Consider the following 16,732-nt stretch of genomic DNA (forward strand, 5'->3'; position numbering starts at 1 on the left):
ACGGCCGGCTCAACCCGAACGCCGAGGCTTCGTTAGTGAAATGTGAAGCAACAGAGGTGTAATAATGGATACAATGATGGCACTTTGTACGTAGCTTCCATTATTATTGTCTGATATTACGGTCATCCCGATCGTTCATTCGGACTCACAATATGGATTCCAGCACGCGAGCCGAAGCCGTTACCCGACACTGCGGGACCTAGAATCCAATGTGTCAGATGATTTAAGTCGACAAATAAGATAATTGTCAGCTGAAACCAAGGAGTTGGGATTGGTAAATGTAATTGACCGCTTGAAGGACAATATTGACGCTTCAGTGCAAGCTAACAAACCTCCATTTATAAGCTACGTGGTTGGAAATAACGGCACTGGGAAAAGTCGAATTTTGGCTGAAATTGCCCAATTGTATGGTGCGGCCGAGCGTAATAACGTCACGAGCGTTTTGTGTATTAGCAATGCAGTTGTTGACAAGTTCACATTCAATAAAGGATTTGGCAAGATAAAATATCTAGGAACCCGTTCCGTAGGTAACGCGGTTCACTGGGTGTCACTAGATCGCACTATAGCCAAAGGGTTATGCGCAGGCTTTATTAGAAGCAAGGGGGATTTCTTCGCCGAGCTAAAAAAAATAATTGGCATGGAGTTTTTTATAAACTTTCCAGTGGTGCCGGAAAACTCGACTTTAGCATTGGAAGACTTGCCAGAATTTGTTGATAATCGGCGACTTAGGGATTCAGAGATATCTGAAAAGATCTCTCTTACTGGTCGACGGTGGTTAGCGAAAAATATTTCAAAAAGGATTGAGTTGCAAAGTGTTCCGCGAGCACGCATTAAGGATTTATTAAGTTTTCTGGAGTTGAACCCTACGGTTACCGCAGAAGTTAAGAAGGGAGGCGATTTCCTGACTTTCCGAGATCTGAGTTCTGGGGAACAGAACCGTATATCTCTAGCGGTGAAAGTATTGGCGCATGCAGAACATGGAATGCTTGTGCTCATCGATGAACCAGAAATCAGCTTGCATTTGCAATGGCAGGCTGAATTTCACAGATTTCTCTCAACAATATTGGATGGCTACGCGAACTACCATGTGGTAGTCGCCACCCACTCCCCAGTTATTGTTTCAGAAGCAGGCAGGGCCGCACGTGGTAGCGCAGAGGGCATTTTTATTCTGGAGAAGAGTCCGGATTCAGAAGTGGACCAGATTCAGTGTCAGGTATCCAATACTAAAGATATTAAAAGCTTCGAGTTTGCCGTCCTTGATTATTTTAAACTGGCAACGTTCAATACACCTTCCTTTGACATGAAAATTGCAGAGATTATGCTGAGCGCAGTCGATGCACCCAAAGACAACAGAGATGCCGAAGAGGAAATCAAGGAGCTTCAAAACCTAAAGAACGTTGAAAAAATACCTAATGAAACTCGAAAGGTAATAAATGAAGCAATTGATCTCATCAGGAAGCATTTTTCAAGAAATAATTTATGAAAAATATAGCCAACAAAATCGCAAAAAAGATCCTGATCGCCTTGGCATCCTCGATAAAAAATAACGTTATCACCACCACTGAGGCATGGACTTTATTTTCTAGGCCGGAAGAGAAAAACATTCCAGTTAAAATGCTCCGCAAGCCTTCTAAAGAAGATCTGCAGTACCTGATCGCTTTGCGTGACGAAGTTAAGAGTATTTTGCGGGTAAAGGCCCGAAAACGTTGCGCTTACTGTAGAAGGCCAATGGGTTCGCATAACATATCGTGGCACATTGAGCACATTAGACCTAAGGCTAAATTTCCTGAACTTATTTTTGATATGAGCAATCTGGTGTTTGCGTGTATAGATTGCAATTATACGAAAAATAATCAGGTGGATGGCGCGAAACAATATGTTTTTGATATCATACACCCCGGTGTTGACGGGTTTAGCTACGTCGGAGAGTTGGAGTATGTGCAGCTAACAACTGAGCATTTACATATATTGAAGTATGATCCAATTTCGGATGAGGGTAAAAGTACCTATGTGCGCTTAAAGTTGGATAGAATTGAAGCGCTTGAAGTCGTCTCTGGACTGAACTCCACTGTGAGGGAAATTTCGCACAGAATTGATGACGCTATCGTAGAGCTTTGTAAAGATGGGGATCGCGAAGATATCGGCCAGTTTCTAACAGGGCTGAAGCTTCAATTAGTCACCCATAAGTGATTTTCGGCTTTTTTCCGTGGTAAACCGCAAATGTGGTTGAATGCACCCAGAAGAGCAAACGATGGGTAATTTCGTGTGAAACCAGCGATTCTTCTTAGATAGATCCGCGGTCCGTTTTCCGCCAGCGCCTGTACCAATGAGTACACACTTTTTCACAAAGACCTCCCAGCCTCCATTCGATGGCAGAATCTCCCTGACTTGAAAGTTCAGGAGACCACCATGCTTCGTGTGTTTGAACGAAGACTCGACCCTTTCCCGCCTGACGAGGTGCCACCGCCACCCAATGGTCTGGCTAAATTTCTCTGGGCCTGCACTCGCGGTGCTCGCGGCTACATCCTCGCGCTGGCGTTGCTCAGTGCCGCTGTGTCGGTTTATGAAGCGTGGCTGTTTTCCTTCCTCGGCCAGGTCGTCGATCTGCTCTCGACGTGGCAGGCCGGCGGTGAAGCGGCGGTGCAGGAGAGCCGCGTGTTGTGGGGTATGGGCATTGTCATGGTGCTCAGTGTCGGGCTGGTGGCGTTGCGCACCATGGTCCAGCACCAGATTCTGGCGATTAACCTGCCGCTGCGCCTGCGCTGGGATTTCCATCGGCTGATGCTGCGGCAAAGTCTTTCGTTTTTCTCCGACGAGTTCTCCGGCCGGGTCACGACCAAGGTGATGCAGACCGCGCTGGCGGTGCGCGACGTGCTGTTCACCATGATCGAGATCCTGCCGGGGATTGGCGTGTACTTCATCGCGATCATTGCCCTGGCCGGCGGTTTTGCGCTGAAGCTGATGCTGCCGTTTCTTGCTTGGGTCGTGCTGTTCGGTCTGGCCATGTGGTACTTCGTGCCGCGTCTGGGTAAGGTCGGCCAGGAGCAGGCCAATGCGCGGTCGATGATGACCGGGCGTATCGCCGATGCGTACACCAACATCACCACGGTGAAACTGTTTTCCCACTCCAACCGCGAAGCGCACTTTGCGCGGGCGGCGATGGAAGATTTCAAGCAGACCGGTTTTCGCCAGATGCGTCTGGTCAGCCTGTTCGAGATCGTCAATCAGGCCTTGGTGGTGGGGTTGATCATGTCTGCCGGGGGCTACGCCCTGTGGCTGTGGCACCAGGGAGATGTCGGCGCAGGTGCGGTAGCAGCGATCACCGCCATGGCGTTGCGGATCAATGGCATGTCGAACTGGATCATGTGGCAAATGACCTCGCTGTTCGAAGGCATCGGCACCGTCCAGGACGGCATGGCGACGCTGACCCAAGGCACCAAAGTGCAAGACGCGCCGGATGCCGGCGTGCTGGTCACTTCTGGCGGCGCGGTGACGTTCGATAAGGTCAAGTTCAACTACGGTGGCGAGCGTCAGGTGCTCGATGGCCTGAGCCTGAGCATTCGTCCCGGTGAAAAAATCGGTCTGGTAGGGCGCTCAGGTGCGGGCAAATCGACGCTGATCAACTTGCTGCTGCGCTTCTATGACGTCGACAGCGGCGAGATTCTTATCGACGGCCAGAACATTGCGCACGTGACTCAGGACAGCTTGCGCAGCGCGATCGGCATGGTCACCCAGGACACCTCGCTGCTGCACCGCTCGATTCGCGACAACATCGCCTACGGCCGGCCTGATGCCACCGACGCGCAGATCCGCCGCGCCGCTGCCAACGCTCAGGCTGATGAGTTCATCAGCCAACTCAGCGACCGTCAGGGCCATACCGGCTACGACACCTTGGTCGGTGAACGCGGGATCAAGCTCTCCGGCGGCCAGCGTCAACGGGTGGCGATCGCCCGGGTGATGCTGAAGAACGCGCCGATCCTGCTGCTCGACGAGGCCACCAGCGCGCTGGACTCGGAAGTCGAAGTGGCGATTCAGGAAAGCCTCGATGAGATGATGCAGGGCAAAACCGTAATCGCGATCGCGCATCGACTGTCGACGATTGCGGCGATGGATCGGCTGATTGTCATGGATGACGGGCGCATCATCGAGCAGGGCACCCACGCCGAATTGCTGGAGAAGAACGGCGTGTATGCGCGGTTGTGGGCGCATCAGAGTGGCGGGTTTCTTGGGGAAGACAAAGGAGTGGTGGAGGCTTTGGATCAGGCGTAAACGGGCAGGGCGCATGGCCGGGGCATCTTGGGTGTCCCCGGCCGATTTGCCTCGGTTTGGTCAAGCCAGATCGGTACTCGCCATCATTCGAACACTGGCAAACGTCGATTCGTTTCTTGCCTGATCCAGCGTTGTCAGTGTGTTGATCGATGACGGCGGCGTTATCCGTTTACGACTCATGGCGGAACCTGAGCGCTCGTCGCTAGGCGGCACCCCAAACTGCTCGCGATAGCATTTTGAGAAATGCGGTGTGGAGGCAAATCCGCAGACATACGCCAGTTCCACGATCGACAGCGAGGTTTGCTTGAGCAGTTGTCGCGCGCGAATCAGCCGCAACCTCAAGTAGTAGCGTGACGGCGTGCATTGAAGGTATTTCTGAAACAGCCGCTCCAACTGTCGGCGTGACAGATCGACGTATTCGGCGAGATGGTCCAGCTCGATCGGCTCCTCAAGATTGGCTTCCATCAACGCAACGACTTCCTGCAGCTTGGGTTGATGCGTCCCGACCACATGCTTGAGTGGCACGCGTTGATGGTCCTGCTCGTTGCGGATGCGCTCGTATACAAACATATCGGAGATGGCGGCGGATAACTCACGACCATGATCCCGGGCGATCAGGTGCAGCATCATGTCCAGCGGCGCTGTTCCTCCGGAGCTGGTAAAACGGTTGCGGTCGAGGGTGAAGAGGCTTGTGCTGACGTTTACGCGCGGGAAAGCTTCCTGCATGGCCGCCAGAAATTCCCAATGCACGCTGCACTCATAGCCATCGAGCAATCCGGCTTTGGCGAGTGCCCAACTGCCGGTGCATACGCCACCCAAGCGTCTGGATTGGCGCGCCAGGGCTTGCAGCCAAGTGGTGTGCTCACGGGTGATCACGCTCTGGATGCCAACCCCGCCGCAGACAATCACCGTGTCCGCCACGCCGGGATTGTTCCATGAGGCGTCCGGCGTGATCGGGACCCCGTCGCTGGCCCAAACAGCCGCACCATTGGCGCTGAAGGTATGCCAGCGATACAGCGTTCGCCCCGACAATTGATTGGCCATGCGCAGTGGTTCGACGGCGGATGCCAGCGACATGAGGGTGAATTTATCCAACAGCAGAAACCCGACGGATTGGGTCGTACCGTCGGCCACGGAGGGGGTCGATGACATCGTGTCCTCACAGGAATCGGTCTGAGATGCAGGCGTCGGTCATTCCCCCGGCCTTGGCCAAGGGAACATCAGCTTCGGCGTGAACGCCTAGCCCACCGACGTTGCGCGTGCCGCCGGGGCAGGGTGACGTGACGTCATCAGGCCGATAAAGGAGATTGCCAGCGCCAGGCCAATGGTGGTGGTGACTTCGGTGCGGTGCTGCGGGGTGATCATCATGACCGCCAGCGCCGCGCAGATGAAGCCGATCACCAGCCACGTCAGCCATGGAAACAGCCACATGCGGAAGGTCAGCTCGACCTTGCGCTGTTGCAATATCCGCCGCATGCGCAGCTGCGACACCGCAATGGCGAGATACACCAGAAGGGCAATCGCCCCGGAACTGGCCAGCAGGAACTCGAACAGCCCGGCGGGCATGAAGTAGCTCCACACGGTGATCGATGCACCCAGCACGGTGCTGGCGATCACGGCGGCCCGTGGCACACCGGCAGCGGAAGTCGCCTTCAGCGCTTTCGGTGCATCGCCGCGACGGCCCAGCGAGTACAGCATGCGCGAGGCAATGTAGATCGAGGAGTTCATGCAACTGGCCACGGCGATCAGCACGACAACGTCGACCATGAACTTGGCGTTTGGAATATTCATGATTTCCAGGGCGCGCTGATACGAGCCCACCGAGGCCAGCAGCGGATCATTCCAGGGCACCACGGAAATCACCACGAAGATCGACAGCAGGTAGAACACGCCGATGCGCCAGATCACCGAGCGGGTGGCCTTGGCAATGTTCTGCGCCGGGTTATTCGATTCGGCGGCGGCGATGGTCACCGCTTCCGTACCGATGAAGCTAAACATGATCGTGATGAAAGCGCCGACCACCGCCGACAAACCGTTGGGTGAAAATCCGCCGTGCTCGGCCATCAGGCCGCTCAACCCGCTGACTTCGCGGTCGGGCACCCAGCCCATCAATACGGCAAATCCGACCCCGATGAAGCCGATGATCGCCACGACCTTGGCCATGGCGAACCAGAACTCGAACTCACCATACTTGGACACGCTGAACAGGTTGGTCACCACCAGCGCAATGATCGATCCCAACGCGAACAGCCAGGCATCGACCTGCGGGAACCATTGGTGCAGCACATGCCCGGCCGCCAGTGCCTCGATCGGAATTACCAACACCCAAAACCACCAGTACAGCCAACCGATGGTAAAACCGGCCCAGCGGCCGATGGCCTGGTCGGCGTAGGTGGAGAACGAACCGGTGTCCGGATTGGCCACCGCCATCTCGCCGAGCATGCGCATGACCAGCACGACAAGCAGACCTGAAAACAGATAGGCAAGAAGCACCGCCGGCCCTGCTGCGGCAATCGCGTGTCCTGAACCGACGAACAAACCGGCGCCGATAATCCCGGCGATGGACAGCATTGTGACGTGACGAGGCTTGAAGCCCTGCGCCAATTGGCTACTCGAATCCATGGAGTTCGGGCTGATCATCGGTATTTTTATTCTCTGCTGATCGACATTTAAGCAATTGAACGGGCACGCGATCGGTCACCATCGTTGCCTGCTGAACTCCCGAGAGAAGCCCGTCCAACCGCCGCAGTTCTTATCAACCCCATGATCTGACCGGGATTGTTTTGATAGGAAGACACAGCACCTTAGCCGGCCTTGTTGCCGATTCAATAGCCTGATTGCGCCATGGTCGTGTCTGATATCGACATGTGAATACCATGAGGTCGTATTGGAGACCTATCGGTCACGCAAGGCTCTGGCAATCAAAATCCAGATTGACCAAGTCATGTTCGTTTTTGAGATGGGGCCTGAATTCGATGGTGAGCCAAACTGGGCCCCACAAGCCAGGCTCTCTATACTGGCCTTCCAGGATGGTAAATAGAGCACAACCTATGCCCGTCGCACCCAATCAGAATTCCCCAGTCATTTTGGTCCCGGCTCAACCAAGCGACCTGGAAAATCTTGTAGCCATTCGAATTGAGGCCATGCGCGAAAGTCTGGAGCGTGTCGGGCGATTTGATCCGGTGCGTGCGCGTGAGCGGTTTGTTGGCGGTTTTGACGCTCGCAACACACGCTATATCGAGGTATCTGGAGAGAGGGTTGGTTTTGTAGTGGTCAAGCATCACCACAATGAACTCTTGCTCGACCACCTGTATGTGAGACCGAGCGCACAAGGATCAGGTGTAGGGGCTGCTGTTCTCACTCAGATTTTCAAAGAGGCGGATGCGGCTGCGCTCCCTGTTAAAGTTGGCGCTCTCAAAGAAAGTGCTTCGAATCGCTTTTATACCCGCCATGGCTTCCAATTCACCGAAAGCAGTGAATTCGACAATTATTATGTGCGTCAGAGTGTTCCGGCGAATGGCCCGGCTTAGTGGGCAAAACAGGATCAAATCACAGTAGGCTGCAACTCCTGCGCCAGTTCAATCAATGCACGCAACCGCGCGGGCACGAAGCGATGGCCCGAGTAGTAAAGCCTCAGTCCGCCAAATGAAGGGCACCACGGCATCAACACCGGCAGCAGGGTGCCGCTCGCCAGCTCTTCCTGGATGAACCACTCGGAAATGAAACCAATACCAAGGCCTGACAACACCGCCTGTTTGATTGCCAGTATTTCGTTGGAGGCGAAGCACACCGGCAGATCCATCTGCAGCTTTTGGCCATCGCCCTCCAATTCCCACTGGTAGAGGCCACCATGGGCCATGCGCATGCCGATGCTTCGGTGGGTGAGCAGATCTCGCGGATGTTCGGGTACGCCGTGGCGTTCGAAGTACTCGGGCGTTGCGACCACAAGCATCCGAATGTCACCTGACAGTGCCACGGCAATCATGTCTTGCGGCACGGACTCCGCCAGGCGGATCCCGGCGTCGAAGCCACCGGCGATGATGTCGACCATGCTTGATTCGCTGACGATGTCGATACGTACATCGGGATAGCGCTGAGCGTACTGCTTCAATAGCGGATCCAGCAGCAGGTAAGCCGCGCCATGCGGTGCATTGATGCGCAATGTGCCGCTGGGCTCGTCGGGGCCGACGCTGGCTTCTTCGCCGGCACTTTTGATCTGTGCCAACGCAGGTGCGATGCGTGCCACATAGCGTTGGCCGATGTCGGTGAGAGCAACGCTGCGCGTGGAGCGATTGAACAGGCGCACTTTCAGGCGTGCTTCCAGACCGGCCACCGCGCTGCTCACAGCAGTTGTGGACATGCCCAGCTCCTGTGCGGCGCCGCGAAAACTGCTGCGCCGCGCCACGGCCAGCACCACTTCCAGCTCGGTCATTCCTGTTCTGTGCATGGATCGTCCTGAATATAAGGATGCTTCATCAGCCAATGGATGGCTTATCGGAATAATGAACCCTTCTTAGACTTCATCACAGAGGCTCGATTCAGACGAGTCGTTTTGAGCGAGGAGTCGCCATGCAACGCATTGAACATATCTATATCAACGGCGAGTTCGTTCTTCCACACGGTCAGGAATGGTTCGTCCTTCATAACCCGAGCACCGAGCAAGTCATCGGTCAGGTTCGATTGGGCGATGCGCTGGACGCACAGCGTGCGATCGCAGCCGCCAAGGCTGCATTCCCGGCGTGGGCCCGTACAAGCCGGGAGGAGCGCATTGCGGCACTGCACCGCATGCACCGGGCGGTGGCGGCAAAGGAGGAAGAGCTGTTGGAAGCCATCCTCACGGAGTATGGTGCACCTGCGGCTCGCGCGCGCTCGATGGCGACTTATCCGGCCGACGTGATTGCGCAGGCAATCGAAGCTCTGGAGGCGTTCGATTTCGAGGAGCAGGTCGGCACGGCCAGGGTCATTCTGACGCCCGTGGGGGTGGCCGGTCTGATCACACCATGGAACAGCAATGCGGGCTTCATCTGCAACAAGCTGGCCACCGCGCTGGCGACAGGCTGCATCGCCGTCATCAAGCCTAGCGAGATGAGCGCGTTGCAGACGCAGGTCGTGGTCAGTGCGTTGCACGAAGCTGGGTTGCCACCGGGTGTATTCAATGTCGTCAACGGACGGGGTGATGTGGTTGGCGAGGCGATCGCCGGTCATCCCGACGTTGCCAAAATCTCGTTTACGGGATCGTCCGCTGTCGGTAAGCATCTCGTCAGAACCGGTGCCGAGACCATGAAGCGTGTGACGCTGGAACTCGGCGGCAAGTCGCCCACCGTGGTGCTTGATGATGCTGATCTGCACGCGGTCATGCCGATGGTGCTGCAAGCTGGATTTCTCAACAGCGGTCAGGCGTGCATCGCGGGCACTCGTATCCTCGTGCCGCGCGGCCGGCTGGCAGAATTCGAGCGGATTGCAAAGGAGGGCGTCTCACAGATCCGATCGGGCGATCCGCGTAACACCGACACCGATATCGGTCCGATGGTGAGCCAGAAACAATGGGAACGGGTGCAGCGCTACATCCGTATCGGCCAGGAAGAAGGCGCGAGGTTGCTGGCGGGTGGCGAAGGTCGCCCGGAAGGCTTGCATGCCGGTTGGTTTGTGAAGCCCACGATCTTCACTGATGCCAACAACCGGATGCGCATTGCACGTGAGGAAATCTTCGGGCCGGTGTTGACGATCATCCCCTACGAGGATGCTGCCGAAGCGATCAGCATTGCCAACGATACGGACTATGGGCTGAGCGCCCTGGTACTGGGAAAAAGCGCTGAACGTTGTATGAACGTAGCCCGCCAGATCAATGCGGGACGCGTGCTCATCAACACCCTGACCCACGAACCGCGTGCCCCCTTCGGTGGATTCAAGCATTCAGGCCTTGGGCGCGAAATGGGCAAGTGGGGGATGAGCGCGTATTTGGAGCCGAAGACGTTGATCAGCGATGACACGTTGAAATGACTGGGTCAGGTTCCTGTTGCCAACGGGTTCGAGCAACTTGCCGCCTCATGGCGGCAAGTTGCATCAGGCCCTACAAGGTAAACGACAGCGCGGAGAAAACCATCCCGCCACTGCCTGCCCAGCCCATGCAAAACTGGCCGTTCTCAGCTTCGCCTCGACTCATGGCATCGAAGATGCCGTAGGGGATGGACGCGGTAATGATGTTGCCGGTCTTATGCCCGACGTGGTGCAGTTTGTGATCAATACCGATCAGTTGCCCAATGTGCTCCCACATCTTTGGCGAACCGGTATGGATAAACACTTTATGAACATCTGCTGCAGAGATGTTTTGCAAGTTGAAGACTTTGATCGCTTCATTGCGACCATCTTCATGCAAGGCTGCCGCGTAGGAGTTGAATTGATACTGCCCGCCGGTCGGTGAAATACGCGGAATATCCTCCTCATTGCAGAACAGTTTCCAATCCGGCAGGGAGATGGTCGACAAGTCACTCAAGTCCGGCCGGTTGATGTACGAGAACTTGAAGTTGCCGGGTGCCTCATGACTGAGGATGGTGACCGTGACGGCTTCGCCAATGGTAAAACTCGGAAACTTGTAAGCCAGTTCCGCCGACGACTGCAAAGAGAAGTTCTTGGGCATCACCGGCCCGCCAGCAGACATGCCAAACTCCATATTGACGATTGCCGCATAGCGAATCTCGCCGGCCTGCATTTTGCTGTTGACGACATCCATGGCGGTCACCCAGCCATTGCAGGCGTCCACCACATCAAAGTTTCTGCAGCTCAGACCCAGCGCCTTGGCGATGAACGTACTGTTGGCGGGTTCGATAAACCCGCGGGTGACGTTCGGATAGATCAACAGATCCAGGTCGGCCTTGTCGATGTTGGCCTGAGCGAGCGCCGAGTTGAATGCAGTCTCCATCAATTGCATTGGCGTTTCGTTGGCACCCAGCCAATGACGCGTGCCGCTGCCGCTTTTTTCAAGCAACTTGCTGATGGTCTTCAATGTTTTTGGCAAGTCTTCCTGGAAGGTATCTTTAGAATGTTCCTCGACCAGGTTTATAACGTCCTGATTGCTGACAATGCGTGACGGGAGAATCCCGGACAGCCCAACTATTTTCATATGACTTCCTTGTTGAAAGTATGCATCCGTGGGCAATGGCTGTGGATGAGCAAACCCTTACTCATCCCTGTAAGGAGCCACTGGCGGCAATACTTTTAGCACAAAGAAAACGCGGATCAAGAAGGTTGTTCGTTATTTCTTTCAATCGAATTGAATCATGATCTGGGTCAATTTAACGGGCTTTAAGGTTGATCGAAAGACAGTCGGGCGGACCCTCGCGTCACGGTTGGCATCTGTGTTTGATGTCGTCAGCTATCGGCGAAAAGGACACACCTGAAGGGCCAACCCCCCCTCAATAGCCAATTGTCGTCACGTAGTCGCGTAAAAGCCCCAACCTGGCCCTAAAATCCGCGAACAACGAGGGAACTATTAACGTCTACCAACAGACTGAGCTGCTGGTGCGACCCTCATGCAAACGTCGCACGAAACGATTTCTACAATAAATGGAGCGCACAATGGGCAGGGCAGGCGATGAGTTTGATTTCTGGTGGGGTACGTCCGGGTCGTGGGTTGAACCGCCGAATGTGCGCCGAAGCGGTACCAGCGGTGTCCAGCTGGTTGTTCAAGGTGACAAGACGTTTTTCGTCAAGCGTCAGACCGGCCATTTGTTCCGCAGTCTCCGTTACCCCACTGGCCGACCCACCGCATTGCGTGAAGGCGTTGCCCTTTCAAGGCTCGAAGAGCTGGGCGTGAATGCGCCGAGACCGGTATTTTATGGCGCGAGAAAAGTCGACGGCGTGTGGCAGGGTGTCTTGGTTACCAAAGACCTGGGCGGCTTCATTGATCTGGATACCTGGTATAGCCAGGGCGCTGCAAGCCTGTTGACCACAGAGCAACATCTGCGACTTTTTGAGCGTTTGGCGCAAATGCTGGCACGGATGCACTCGGGCAGATGGCAGCACGGTTGCATGCGTTCCAAACACGTCTTTATCAAGGCGTCGATTACCGACGCAGACTTCGATTTCGAACTGGCGCTGCTTGACCTGGAGAAGTCTCGCGGTCGGGCTACGGCAATGGGTGCGGCGCGTCACGACATTCCTCAACTCAGACGGCATTCTTTCTGGGATGAGTCGCAGTGGCGGCATTTCCTTTCCTGCTACGAGCAAGCCGTTGGCAGAACCCTGTAAAAAGATTGTGCGGCAGTGACACCCGCTCAATCTGCGCCTGACAATAGCACCAGCGAACGCCGTCCGGGTTGGTAATGCACACACTCAGGCGTGGGGTGGCGGGCGACCGCGACAATCGCCCGCTGGCTGCTCAGATTTGCGCCTGGCCACCGTCAACAAACAGCTCGATACCGTTAACGAAGCTGGCGTCATCGGAGGCCAGGAACAACGCGGCGCTGGCAATTTCGTCAGCTTCACCGACACGCCCCATGGGGATCTGCGAGGCCATGTAGTCGAGCAAACCCTGCTGCTGAGCGGCATCGGGGCCGGCCAATTCAACCAGGCCAGGCGTGCGGGTGGCGCCGGGGCTGATGGTGTTGATGCGCACCTGGCGGTCTTTCAAGTCCAGAATCCAGTTGCGGGCAAATGAACGCACGGCGGCTTTGGACGCGGCGTACACACTGAAGGCGGCGGTGCCCGAGCTGCCCGCCGTAGAGCCGGTGAGAATCACCGAGGCTTTTTGGGCCAGCAGTGGCAGTGCCTTTTGCACAGTGAACAGCACGCCTTTTACGTTGCGATTGAAGGTGTCGTCGTACTGCTGTTCAGTGATTTCACCCAGTGGCAGCATCGATCCGCCACCTGCATTGGCGAACAGCACGTCGATTCGGCCGTGGGTTGCGCCAATCTGGCGATACAACGCGTCCAACTGATCAAGGTTGGCGGAATCCACCTGAACGCCGGTGGCGTTGCCAACCGCGGCGACAGCGGCGTCCAGTTCGGCTTGACGACGGCCCGTGATATAGACGTGAGCGCCTTCCTGAGCGAAGCGTTTGGCAGTGGCCAGACCGATGCCTGAGGTGCCGCCGGTAACCAATGCAATTTTGCCTTCGAGTTTGTCAGTCATGGTGTTTCTCCCGTATTTCGATTGAGTGAGTTGCGGTGTGGGAGAAGCTTATCGACGGGAAAATACTTTCAAAATAGAATTGTCTGAAACCTATCGTTGCAGAAATGAAATGAGCAGACTTCCGGATTTTGAAGGGTTGGCGATGTTTGCCAAGGTAGCCGAAGAGGGCTCGTTCGCTGGCGCGGCACGGGTCATGAGTGTGTCGGTGCCGACGGTATCGCGAGCTGTCGCACGGTTGGAGGAGCGTCTGGGCGGGCGCTTGTTCAACCGCACCTCGCGGCAACTGGCACTCACCGAATTCGGCGCGAGCATGGCGGCCAAGGCGGGGGAGATTTATCGGCGGGCTGAAGAGGTGGAAAGCGAGGCTCAGGATTTATCGGTTCAGCCCCGCGGCCAGGTTCGTCTGGCGATCCCGATGTCGTTTGGACTGCGTTGGGTGGCACCGCTGATGCCGCAGTTGATCCGCCAGTATCCCGAGCTGTCGATTGACCTGCACCTTTCGGATGCCTCGGTTGACCTGATCGCCGAGGGCTTTGATGCGGCGTTACGCATCGCCGTATTACCGGATTCCTCGCTGGTTGCACGGCGCCTGTGTGCCGTCACTCAATACCTGGTCGCCTCACCGGCTTATCTGCAAGCTCATGGAAACCTTGTCCATCCCCGCGAACTCGCGTCCCGCACGTGCCTGAGTTATGCCTACCGGGCCCGCAGCCAGGTGTGGCGATTCACTCATCAAGACGGCAGCGAAGAAGACGTGGTGCCCAGCGGTCCATTAAGAGTGACCAACTCGGATGCGTTATTGCCGGTGTTGCTTGAGGGCCAGGCCATCGCCGAACTGCCGGAATTTATCGCCAGCGAATACTTGAAAGACGGACGCTTGGTCGTGGTGCTACCGGAATGGAGCATGGCCCGTGGCGGTTTGTATTTCGTCACCCCTTCGGCACGTACCCGGCCGGTAAAAATCAAAGCGCTGTCGGACTTCTTTGCCGAGCATCTAAGCCAGCCTGAATGGCGATGGTCGTCATGAGGCGTTGGCTTTCAATTATGAAACGATGATTTTCATTAACGTCTATTTTTGAAATCAAAGGGATCTCCTAACGTGATCAGGTCAGCACCTGCAGCGTGCCCATCCCTTATGCGTTTCGGAGAAAGTCGTCATGAAAAATGCCGTGGAATTACTTCAAAACTACCTGGATGCCATCCAGACGCCGCACCTGGCGGCAGCACTTTTCGCGGAGGATGGCGTGCTGGAGTTGCCCTACCTGGAGTCGCTGGGCATTCCCCACCGTGTGCAAGGCCCCGCCGCCATTGAGAGTTTCATCGGCTCATTGCTCGGTAAAGTGCCGGACTTCAAATTTCGCAACGTTCACTTTCTGATCGACACACCCGACCAGGCGTTTGCCGAATACAGCGTAGAGGCCTTGGTGTCTGCCACTGGGCGCATCTACCGGCAAATGTACGCCGGCCGCCTGGTGGCCAAAGACGGCAGGATTCAGCTGCTGCGCGAATCTCTGGATACCGTGGCCGCTGCCAAAGCGTTCGCGCCGGTTGATTCAGAGCGAGACCAATAAATCGCGATTATCCCGGTATGGCGGGCAGGGACTGGTGCTGGCATGGATCACTTCCCTCAGGGGGCGTTCGAGCGCAGATAATGATGCAGTTCCTCGCCCACCACTTCGAACGCCTTGGCGATCCGTTTGATTTTGCGCAAGTCACTGTGCATCGCGATCCACACTTCGACCTCGAAGCCGAAGCTGTCTGGCAATACGTGAATCAGCCCATGATTTCTGGCGATAGGTATCGGGCAAAGACCGAAGCCCAATCCCGCTTTCAATGCAGCCAGTTGCGCAAGGTGGTGATCCGTGGCAATCGCGAAATGCTGATCGGCTTCACACAGCCCGGCTTCGACCAAGCGACGCAAGTCGGCTGAGCGACGGTCTGGCCCGATCAGCGGCCGCTGGCGCAGCGACGTCAGGCTGACGGGCTCACCATAACGCTCCAGGCACTCGGCACTGGCATGGACGCCGATCCGCAAGCTGCCGACCCGCCGCACCACGATATCGGCCTCCATCGGACGCATCAGGCGTAAGGCTATATCCGATTGCAGCCTGGCGATGTCTTCCAGTGCGTCGCCGATGCTCAGTTCGAGCTTCAGTCCAGGATGGTCGTAATGGAAGTTCCGCAGTAAAGCGGGCAATACCTCCACTCCCAGCAATTCGCCACAGGTCAGCCGCACCGTGCCGTGGTCCACCGACGTTTCAGCGCTGGCCGCCCGGCTGAAGGCTTGCGCGGCGAGGTCCATGGCTTCGACATGATCGATGAGGCGCTGCGCCCCACTCGTAGGCGTCAGGCCTGAGGGCGTGCGGGTGAACAGGCTCAAGCCGAGTGTCTGCTCAAGATGATCGAGGCGTCGGCGGGCCGTGGCCTGCGCAATCCCCAACAACTTCGAAGCACCGCTCAGGCTGCCGGAACGTAGCACCGCAAGGAACACCTGCTGGCTCTCCCATTCAAGACCGCTCATACATTCTTGACCAACAGCTGCTCCTTTTTTGCTCTTCTGCTCGGGCGTGTGAAAAGGGATCATGCGCGCCGAACTTATCTGGGCGTCATTGTAAGGAGTCAACGCATGAGATTCACCGGTCAATGTCTGTGTGGGCGCGTCAGCATCGAAATCGAGGCGCAGCAACTGCCACCGCTGTATGCCTGTCATTGTCTGAACTGTCAGCGTTGGAGCGGCAGCGCGTTCGGTCTGCACGTGCTATGTCCGGCTTCGGCAGTGCAGGTGAAGGGCGAAGCGGCGACCTTTGTACGCGAATACCAAGGGCATACCTCCACGCAACATGTCTGCGGCGAGTGCCATACCCGCCTGTTCAACGAGACCAGCGCCGCGCCCGGCATGCGTGTGGTGCGGGCCGGCGTGTTGGAAGGTACGGAGCGCTTCACGCCGGTGGCGCATATCTGGACGCGACGCAAGCAACCCTGGCTGGTTCTGCCGCAAGGCGTTGCACAATGGGAAGAGAGCCCGACGCCCCAGGCGTTTGCCAGCGCACTCGGGTAAAGAAGCAAGATGGTGGCTTAACAATACTCACCAACGCTTGTACGTTGCCCCTTGGATAAGGGGGCAACACACTTCATCTCTATTGATCGAATCAAATCATGCGTCCTCCAGCGCTGGTCAAAAACGCCTGTTCTGGGGCCATACAGCTGAACGATCACCAAGATGCCTTTGTTCCGTTGCGATCCTTATCCAAGTTCTTGCCTTCAGCTTGCGATTACGGCCCAAGAGCTGAGGGACAGTTATCAGAAATGGAAATAGGATCTTAATTTTTCATA

General features: G+C 56.2%; 15 protein-coding genes. 9 read left to right on the top strand and 6 right to left on the bottom strand.

Features of this window, described 5'->3' with window-relative positions; genetic code table 11:
- Nucleotides 1-271 precede the first annotated feature (271 nt).
- The 3 genes from AC1RBR_RS13080 (at nucleotide 272) to AC1RBR_RS13090 (ending at nucleotide 4,269) form a co-directional block, all read left to right on the top strand.
- Nucleotides 272-1,483: an AAA family ATPase gene (locus AC1RBR_RS13080; RefSeq protein ID WP_115984684.1), complete on the top strand. Its 1,212-nt coding sequence runs from the start codon at nucleotides 272-274 to the stop codon at nucleotides 1,481-1,483.
- Entirely contained in the window at nucleotides 1,480-2,190 is a 711-nt protein-coding gene (locus AC1RBR_RS13085; protein WP_115984683.1) for an HNH endonuclease, read from the top strand. Before AC1RBR_RS13080 ends, AC1RBR_RS13085 begins: the two co-directional genes overlap by 4 nt.
- 219 nt (nucleotides 2,191-2,409) lie before the next feature.
- Nucleotides 2,410-4,269, top strand: coding sequence for an ABC transporter ATP-binding protein (locus tag AC1RBR_RS13090; protein WP_492564802.1), 1,860 nt, complete (start codon nucleotides 2,410-2,412; stop codon nucleotides 4,267-4,269).
- A gap of 60 nt (nucleotides 4,270-4,329) precedes the next feature.
- On the opposite strand, the gene gbdR is transcribed toward AC1RBR_RS13090, so the two are convergent.
- Together gbdR and gabP are read right to left on the bottom strand one after the other, a co-directional pair.
- Complete coding sequence (gene gbdR / locus AC1RBR_RS13095) at nucleotides 4,330-5,421, bottom strand: choline metabolism transcriptional regulator GbdR (RefSeq protein ID WP_492564803.1); 1,092 nt, start codon at nucleotides 5,419-5,421, stop codon at nucleotides 4,330-4,332.
- Between the two features lie 87 nt (nucleotides 5,422-5,508).
- Complete coding sequence (gabP, locus tag AC1RBR_RS13100) at nucleotides 5,509-6,909, bottom strand: GABA permease (protein WP_492564805.1); 1,401 nt, start codon at nucleotides 6,907-6,909, stop codon at nucleotides 5,509-5,511.
- A 410-nt stretch (nucleotides 6,910-7,319) separates the two neighbouring features.
- Here gabP and AC1RBR_RS13105 point away from each other — a divergent pair, with 410 nt between their 5' ends.
- Nucleotides 7,320-7,799: a GNAT family N-acetyltransferase gene (locus tag AC1RBR_RS13105; protein WP_492564807.1), complete on the top strand. Its 480-nt coding sequence runs from the start codon at nucleotides 7,320-7,322 to the stop codon at nucleotides 7,797-7,799.
- Between the two features lie 14 nt (nucleotides 7,800-7,813).
- On the opposite strand, the gene AC1RBR_RS13110 is transcribed toward AC1RBR_RS13105, so the two are convergent.
- On the bottom strand, nucleotides 7,814-8,716 hold the full coding sequence (locus tag AC1RBR_RS13110; protein WP_492564809.1) for a LysR family transcriptional regulator: 903 nt from the start codon (nucleotides 8,714-8,716) through the stop codon (nucleotides 7,814-7,816).
- A gap of 122 nt (nucleotides 8,717-8,838) precedes the next feature.
- Between AC1RBR_RS13110 and AC1RBR_RS13115 the strand changes: the two genes are divergently transcribed.
- Nucleotides 8,839-10,269 (top strand): aldehyde dehydrogenase family protein, encoded by a 1,431-nt coding sequence (locus AC1RBR_RS13115; RefSeq protein ID WP_492564810.1) that lies wholly within the window; start codon nucleotides 8,839-8,841, stop codon nucleotides 10,267-10,269.
- 70 nt (nucleotides 10,270-10,339) lie between these two features.
- Here the strand turns inward: AC1RBR_RS13115 and AC1RBR_RS13120 are convergent, their stop codons facing one another.
- Entirely contained in the window at nucleotides 10,340-11,389 is a 1,050-nt protein-coding gene (locus AC1RBR_RS13120) for a 3-oxoacyl-[acyl-carrier-protein] synthase III C-terminal domain-containing protein (protein WP_492564812.1), read from the bottom strand.
- A gap of 455 nt (nucleotides 11,390-11,844) precedes the next feature.
- Between AC1RBR_RS13120 and AC1RBR_RS13125 the strand changes: the two genes are divergently transcribed.
- Nucleotides 11,845-12,516 carry a lipopolysaccharide kinase InaA family protein gene (locus AC1RBR_RS13125; protein ID WP_492564814.1) on the top strand — a complete coding sequence of 224 codons (672 nt, stop codon included), beginning with the start codon at nucleotides 11,845-11,847 and terminating at the stop codon, nucleotides 12,514-12,516.
- Between the two features lie 130 nt (nucleotides 12,517-12,646).
- On the opposite strand, the gene AC1RBR_RS13130 is transcribed toward AC1RBR_RS13125, so the two are convergent.
- A complete protein-coding gene (locus AC1RBR_RS13130; RefSeq protein ID WP_492564816.1) occupies nucleotides 12,647-13,399 on the bottom strand; it encodes an SDR family NAD(P)-dependent oxidoreductase in 753 nt (250 codons plus the stop codon).
- 109 nt (nucleotides 13,400-13,508) lie between these two features.
- Here AC1RBR_RS13130 and AC1RBR_RS13135 point away from each other — a divergent pair, with 109 nt between their 5' ends.
- Both AC1RBR_RS13135 and AC1RBR_RS13140 read left to right on the top strand, forming a co-directional pair.
- A complete protein-coding gene (locus tag AC1RBR_RS13135; RefSeq protein ID WP_492564818.1) occupies nucleotides 13,509-14,426 on the top strand; it encodes a LysR family transcriptional regulator in 918 nt (305 codons plus the stop codon).
- Nucleotides 14,427-14,556: 130 nt separating this feature from the next.
- Nucleotides 14,557-14,970 carry a nuclear transport factor 2 family protein gene (locus tag AC1RBR_RS13140; RefSeq protein WP_492564820.1) on the top strand — a complete coding sequence of 138 codons (414 nt, stop codon included), beginning with the start codon at nucleotides 14,557-14,559 and terminating at the stop codon, nucleotides 14,968-14,970.
- Between the two features lie 56 nt (nucleotides 14,971-15,026).
- On the opposite strand, the gene AC1RBR_RS13145 is transcribed toward AC1RBR_RS13140, so the two are convergent.
- The gene (locus AC1RBR_RS13145) at nucleotides 15,027-15,983 is read right to left on the bottom strand and encodes a LysR family transcriptional regulator (protein ID WP_492564822.1); all 957 of its coding nucleotides are present in this window, start codon (nucleotides 15,981-15,983) and stop codon (nucleotides 15,027-15,029) included.
- 42 nt (nucleotides 15,984-16,025) lie between these two features.
- Between AC1RBR_RS13145 and AC1RBR_RS13150 the strand changes: the two genes are divergently transcribed.
- Nucleotides 16,026-16,457: a GFA family protein gene (locus AC1RBR_RS13150; RefSeq protein WP_492564824.1), complete on the top strand. Its 432-nt coding sequence runs from the start codon at nucleotides 16,026-16,028 to the stop codon at nucleotides 16,455-16,457.
- Nucleotides 16,458-16,732: the final 275 nt, after the last annotated feature.

Source organism: Pseudomonas sp. GW823-FHT01D03 (assembly GCF_058798255.1).

Excerpts from the sequence above, each read along its gene's own strand:
- AC1RBR_RS13120 (WP_492564812.1), bottom strand. The coding sequence starts at position 11,389 with ATGAAAATAGTTGGGCTGTCCGGGATTCTCCCGTCACGCATTGTCAGC.
- AC1RBR_RS13115 (WP_492564810.1), top strand. The coding sequence starts at position 8,839 with ATGCAACGCATTGAACATATCTATATCAACGGCGAGTTCGTTCTTCCA.
- AC1RBR_RS13130 (WP_492564816.1), bottom strand. The coding sequence starts at position 13,399 with ATGACTGACAAACTCGAAGGCAAAATTGCATTGGTTACCGGCGGCACC.
- AC1RBR_RS13140 (WP_492564820.1), top strand. The coding sequence starts at position 14,557 with ATGAAAAATGCCGTGGAATTACTTCAAAACTACCTGGATGCCATCCAG.
- AC1RBR_RS13105 (WP_492564807.1), top strand. The coding sequence starts at position 7,320 with ATGCCCGTCGCACCCAATCAGAATTCCCCAGTCATTTTGGTCCCGGCT.
- AC1RBR_RS13145 (WP_492564822.1), bottom strand. The coding sequence starts at position 15,983 with ATGATCCCTTTTCACACGCCCGAGCAGAAGAGCAAAAAAGGAGCAGCT.
- AC1RBR_RS13090 (WP_492564802.1), top strand. The coding sequence starts at position 2,410 with ATGCTTCGTGTGTTTGAACGAAGACTCGACCCTTTCCCGCCTGACGAG.
- AC1RBR_RS13150 (WP_492564824.1), top strand. The coding sequence starts at position 16,026 with ATGAGATTCACCGGTCAATGTCTGTGTGGGCGCGTCAGCATCGAAATC.
- AC1RBR_RS13085 (WP_115984683.1), top strand. The coding sequence starts at position 1,480 with ATGAAAAATATAGCCAACAAAATCGCAAAAAAGATCCTGATCGCCTTG.
- gabP (WP_492564805.1), bottom strand. The coding sequence starts at position 6,909 with ATGATCAGCCCGAACTCCATGGATTCGAGTAGCCAATTGGCGCAGGGC.
- AC1RBR_RS13135 (WP_492564818.1), top strand. The coding sequence starts at position 13,509 with ATGAGCAGACTTCCGGATTTTGAAGGGTTGGCGATGTTTGCCAAGGTA.
- gbdR (WP_492564803.1), bottom strand. The coding sequence starts at position 5,421 with ATGTCATCGACCCCCTCCGTGGCCGACGGTACGACCCAATCCGTCGGG.
- AC1RBR_RS13110 (WP_492564809.1), bottom strand. The coding sequence starts at position 8,716 with ATGCACAGAACAGGAATGACCGAGCTGGAAGTGGTGCTGGCCGTGGCG.
- AC1RBR_RS13125 (WP_492564814.1), top strand. The coding sequence starts at position 11,845 with ATGGGCAGGGCAGGCGATGAGTTTGATTTCTGGTGGGGTACGTCCGGG.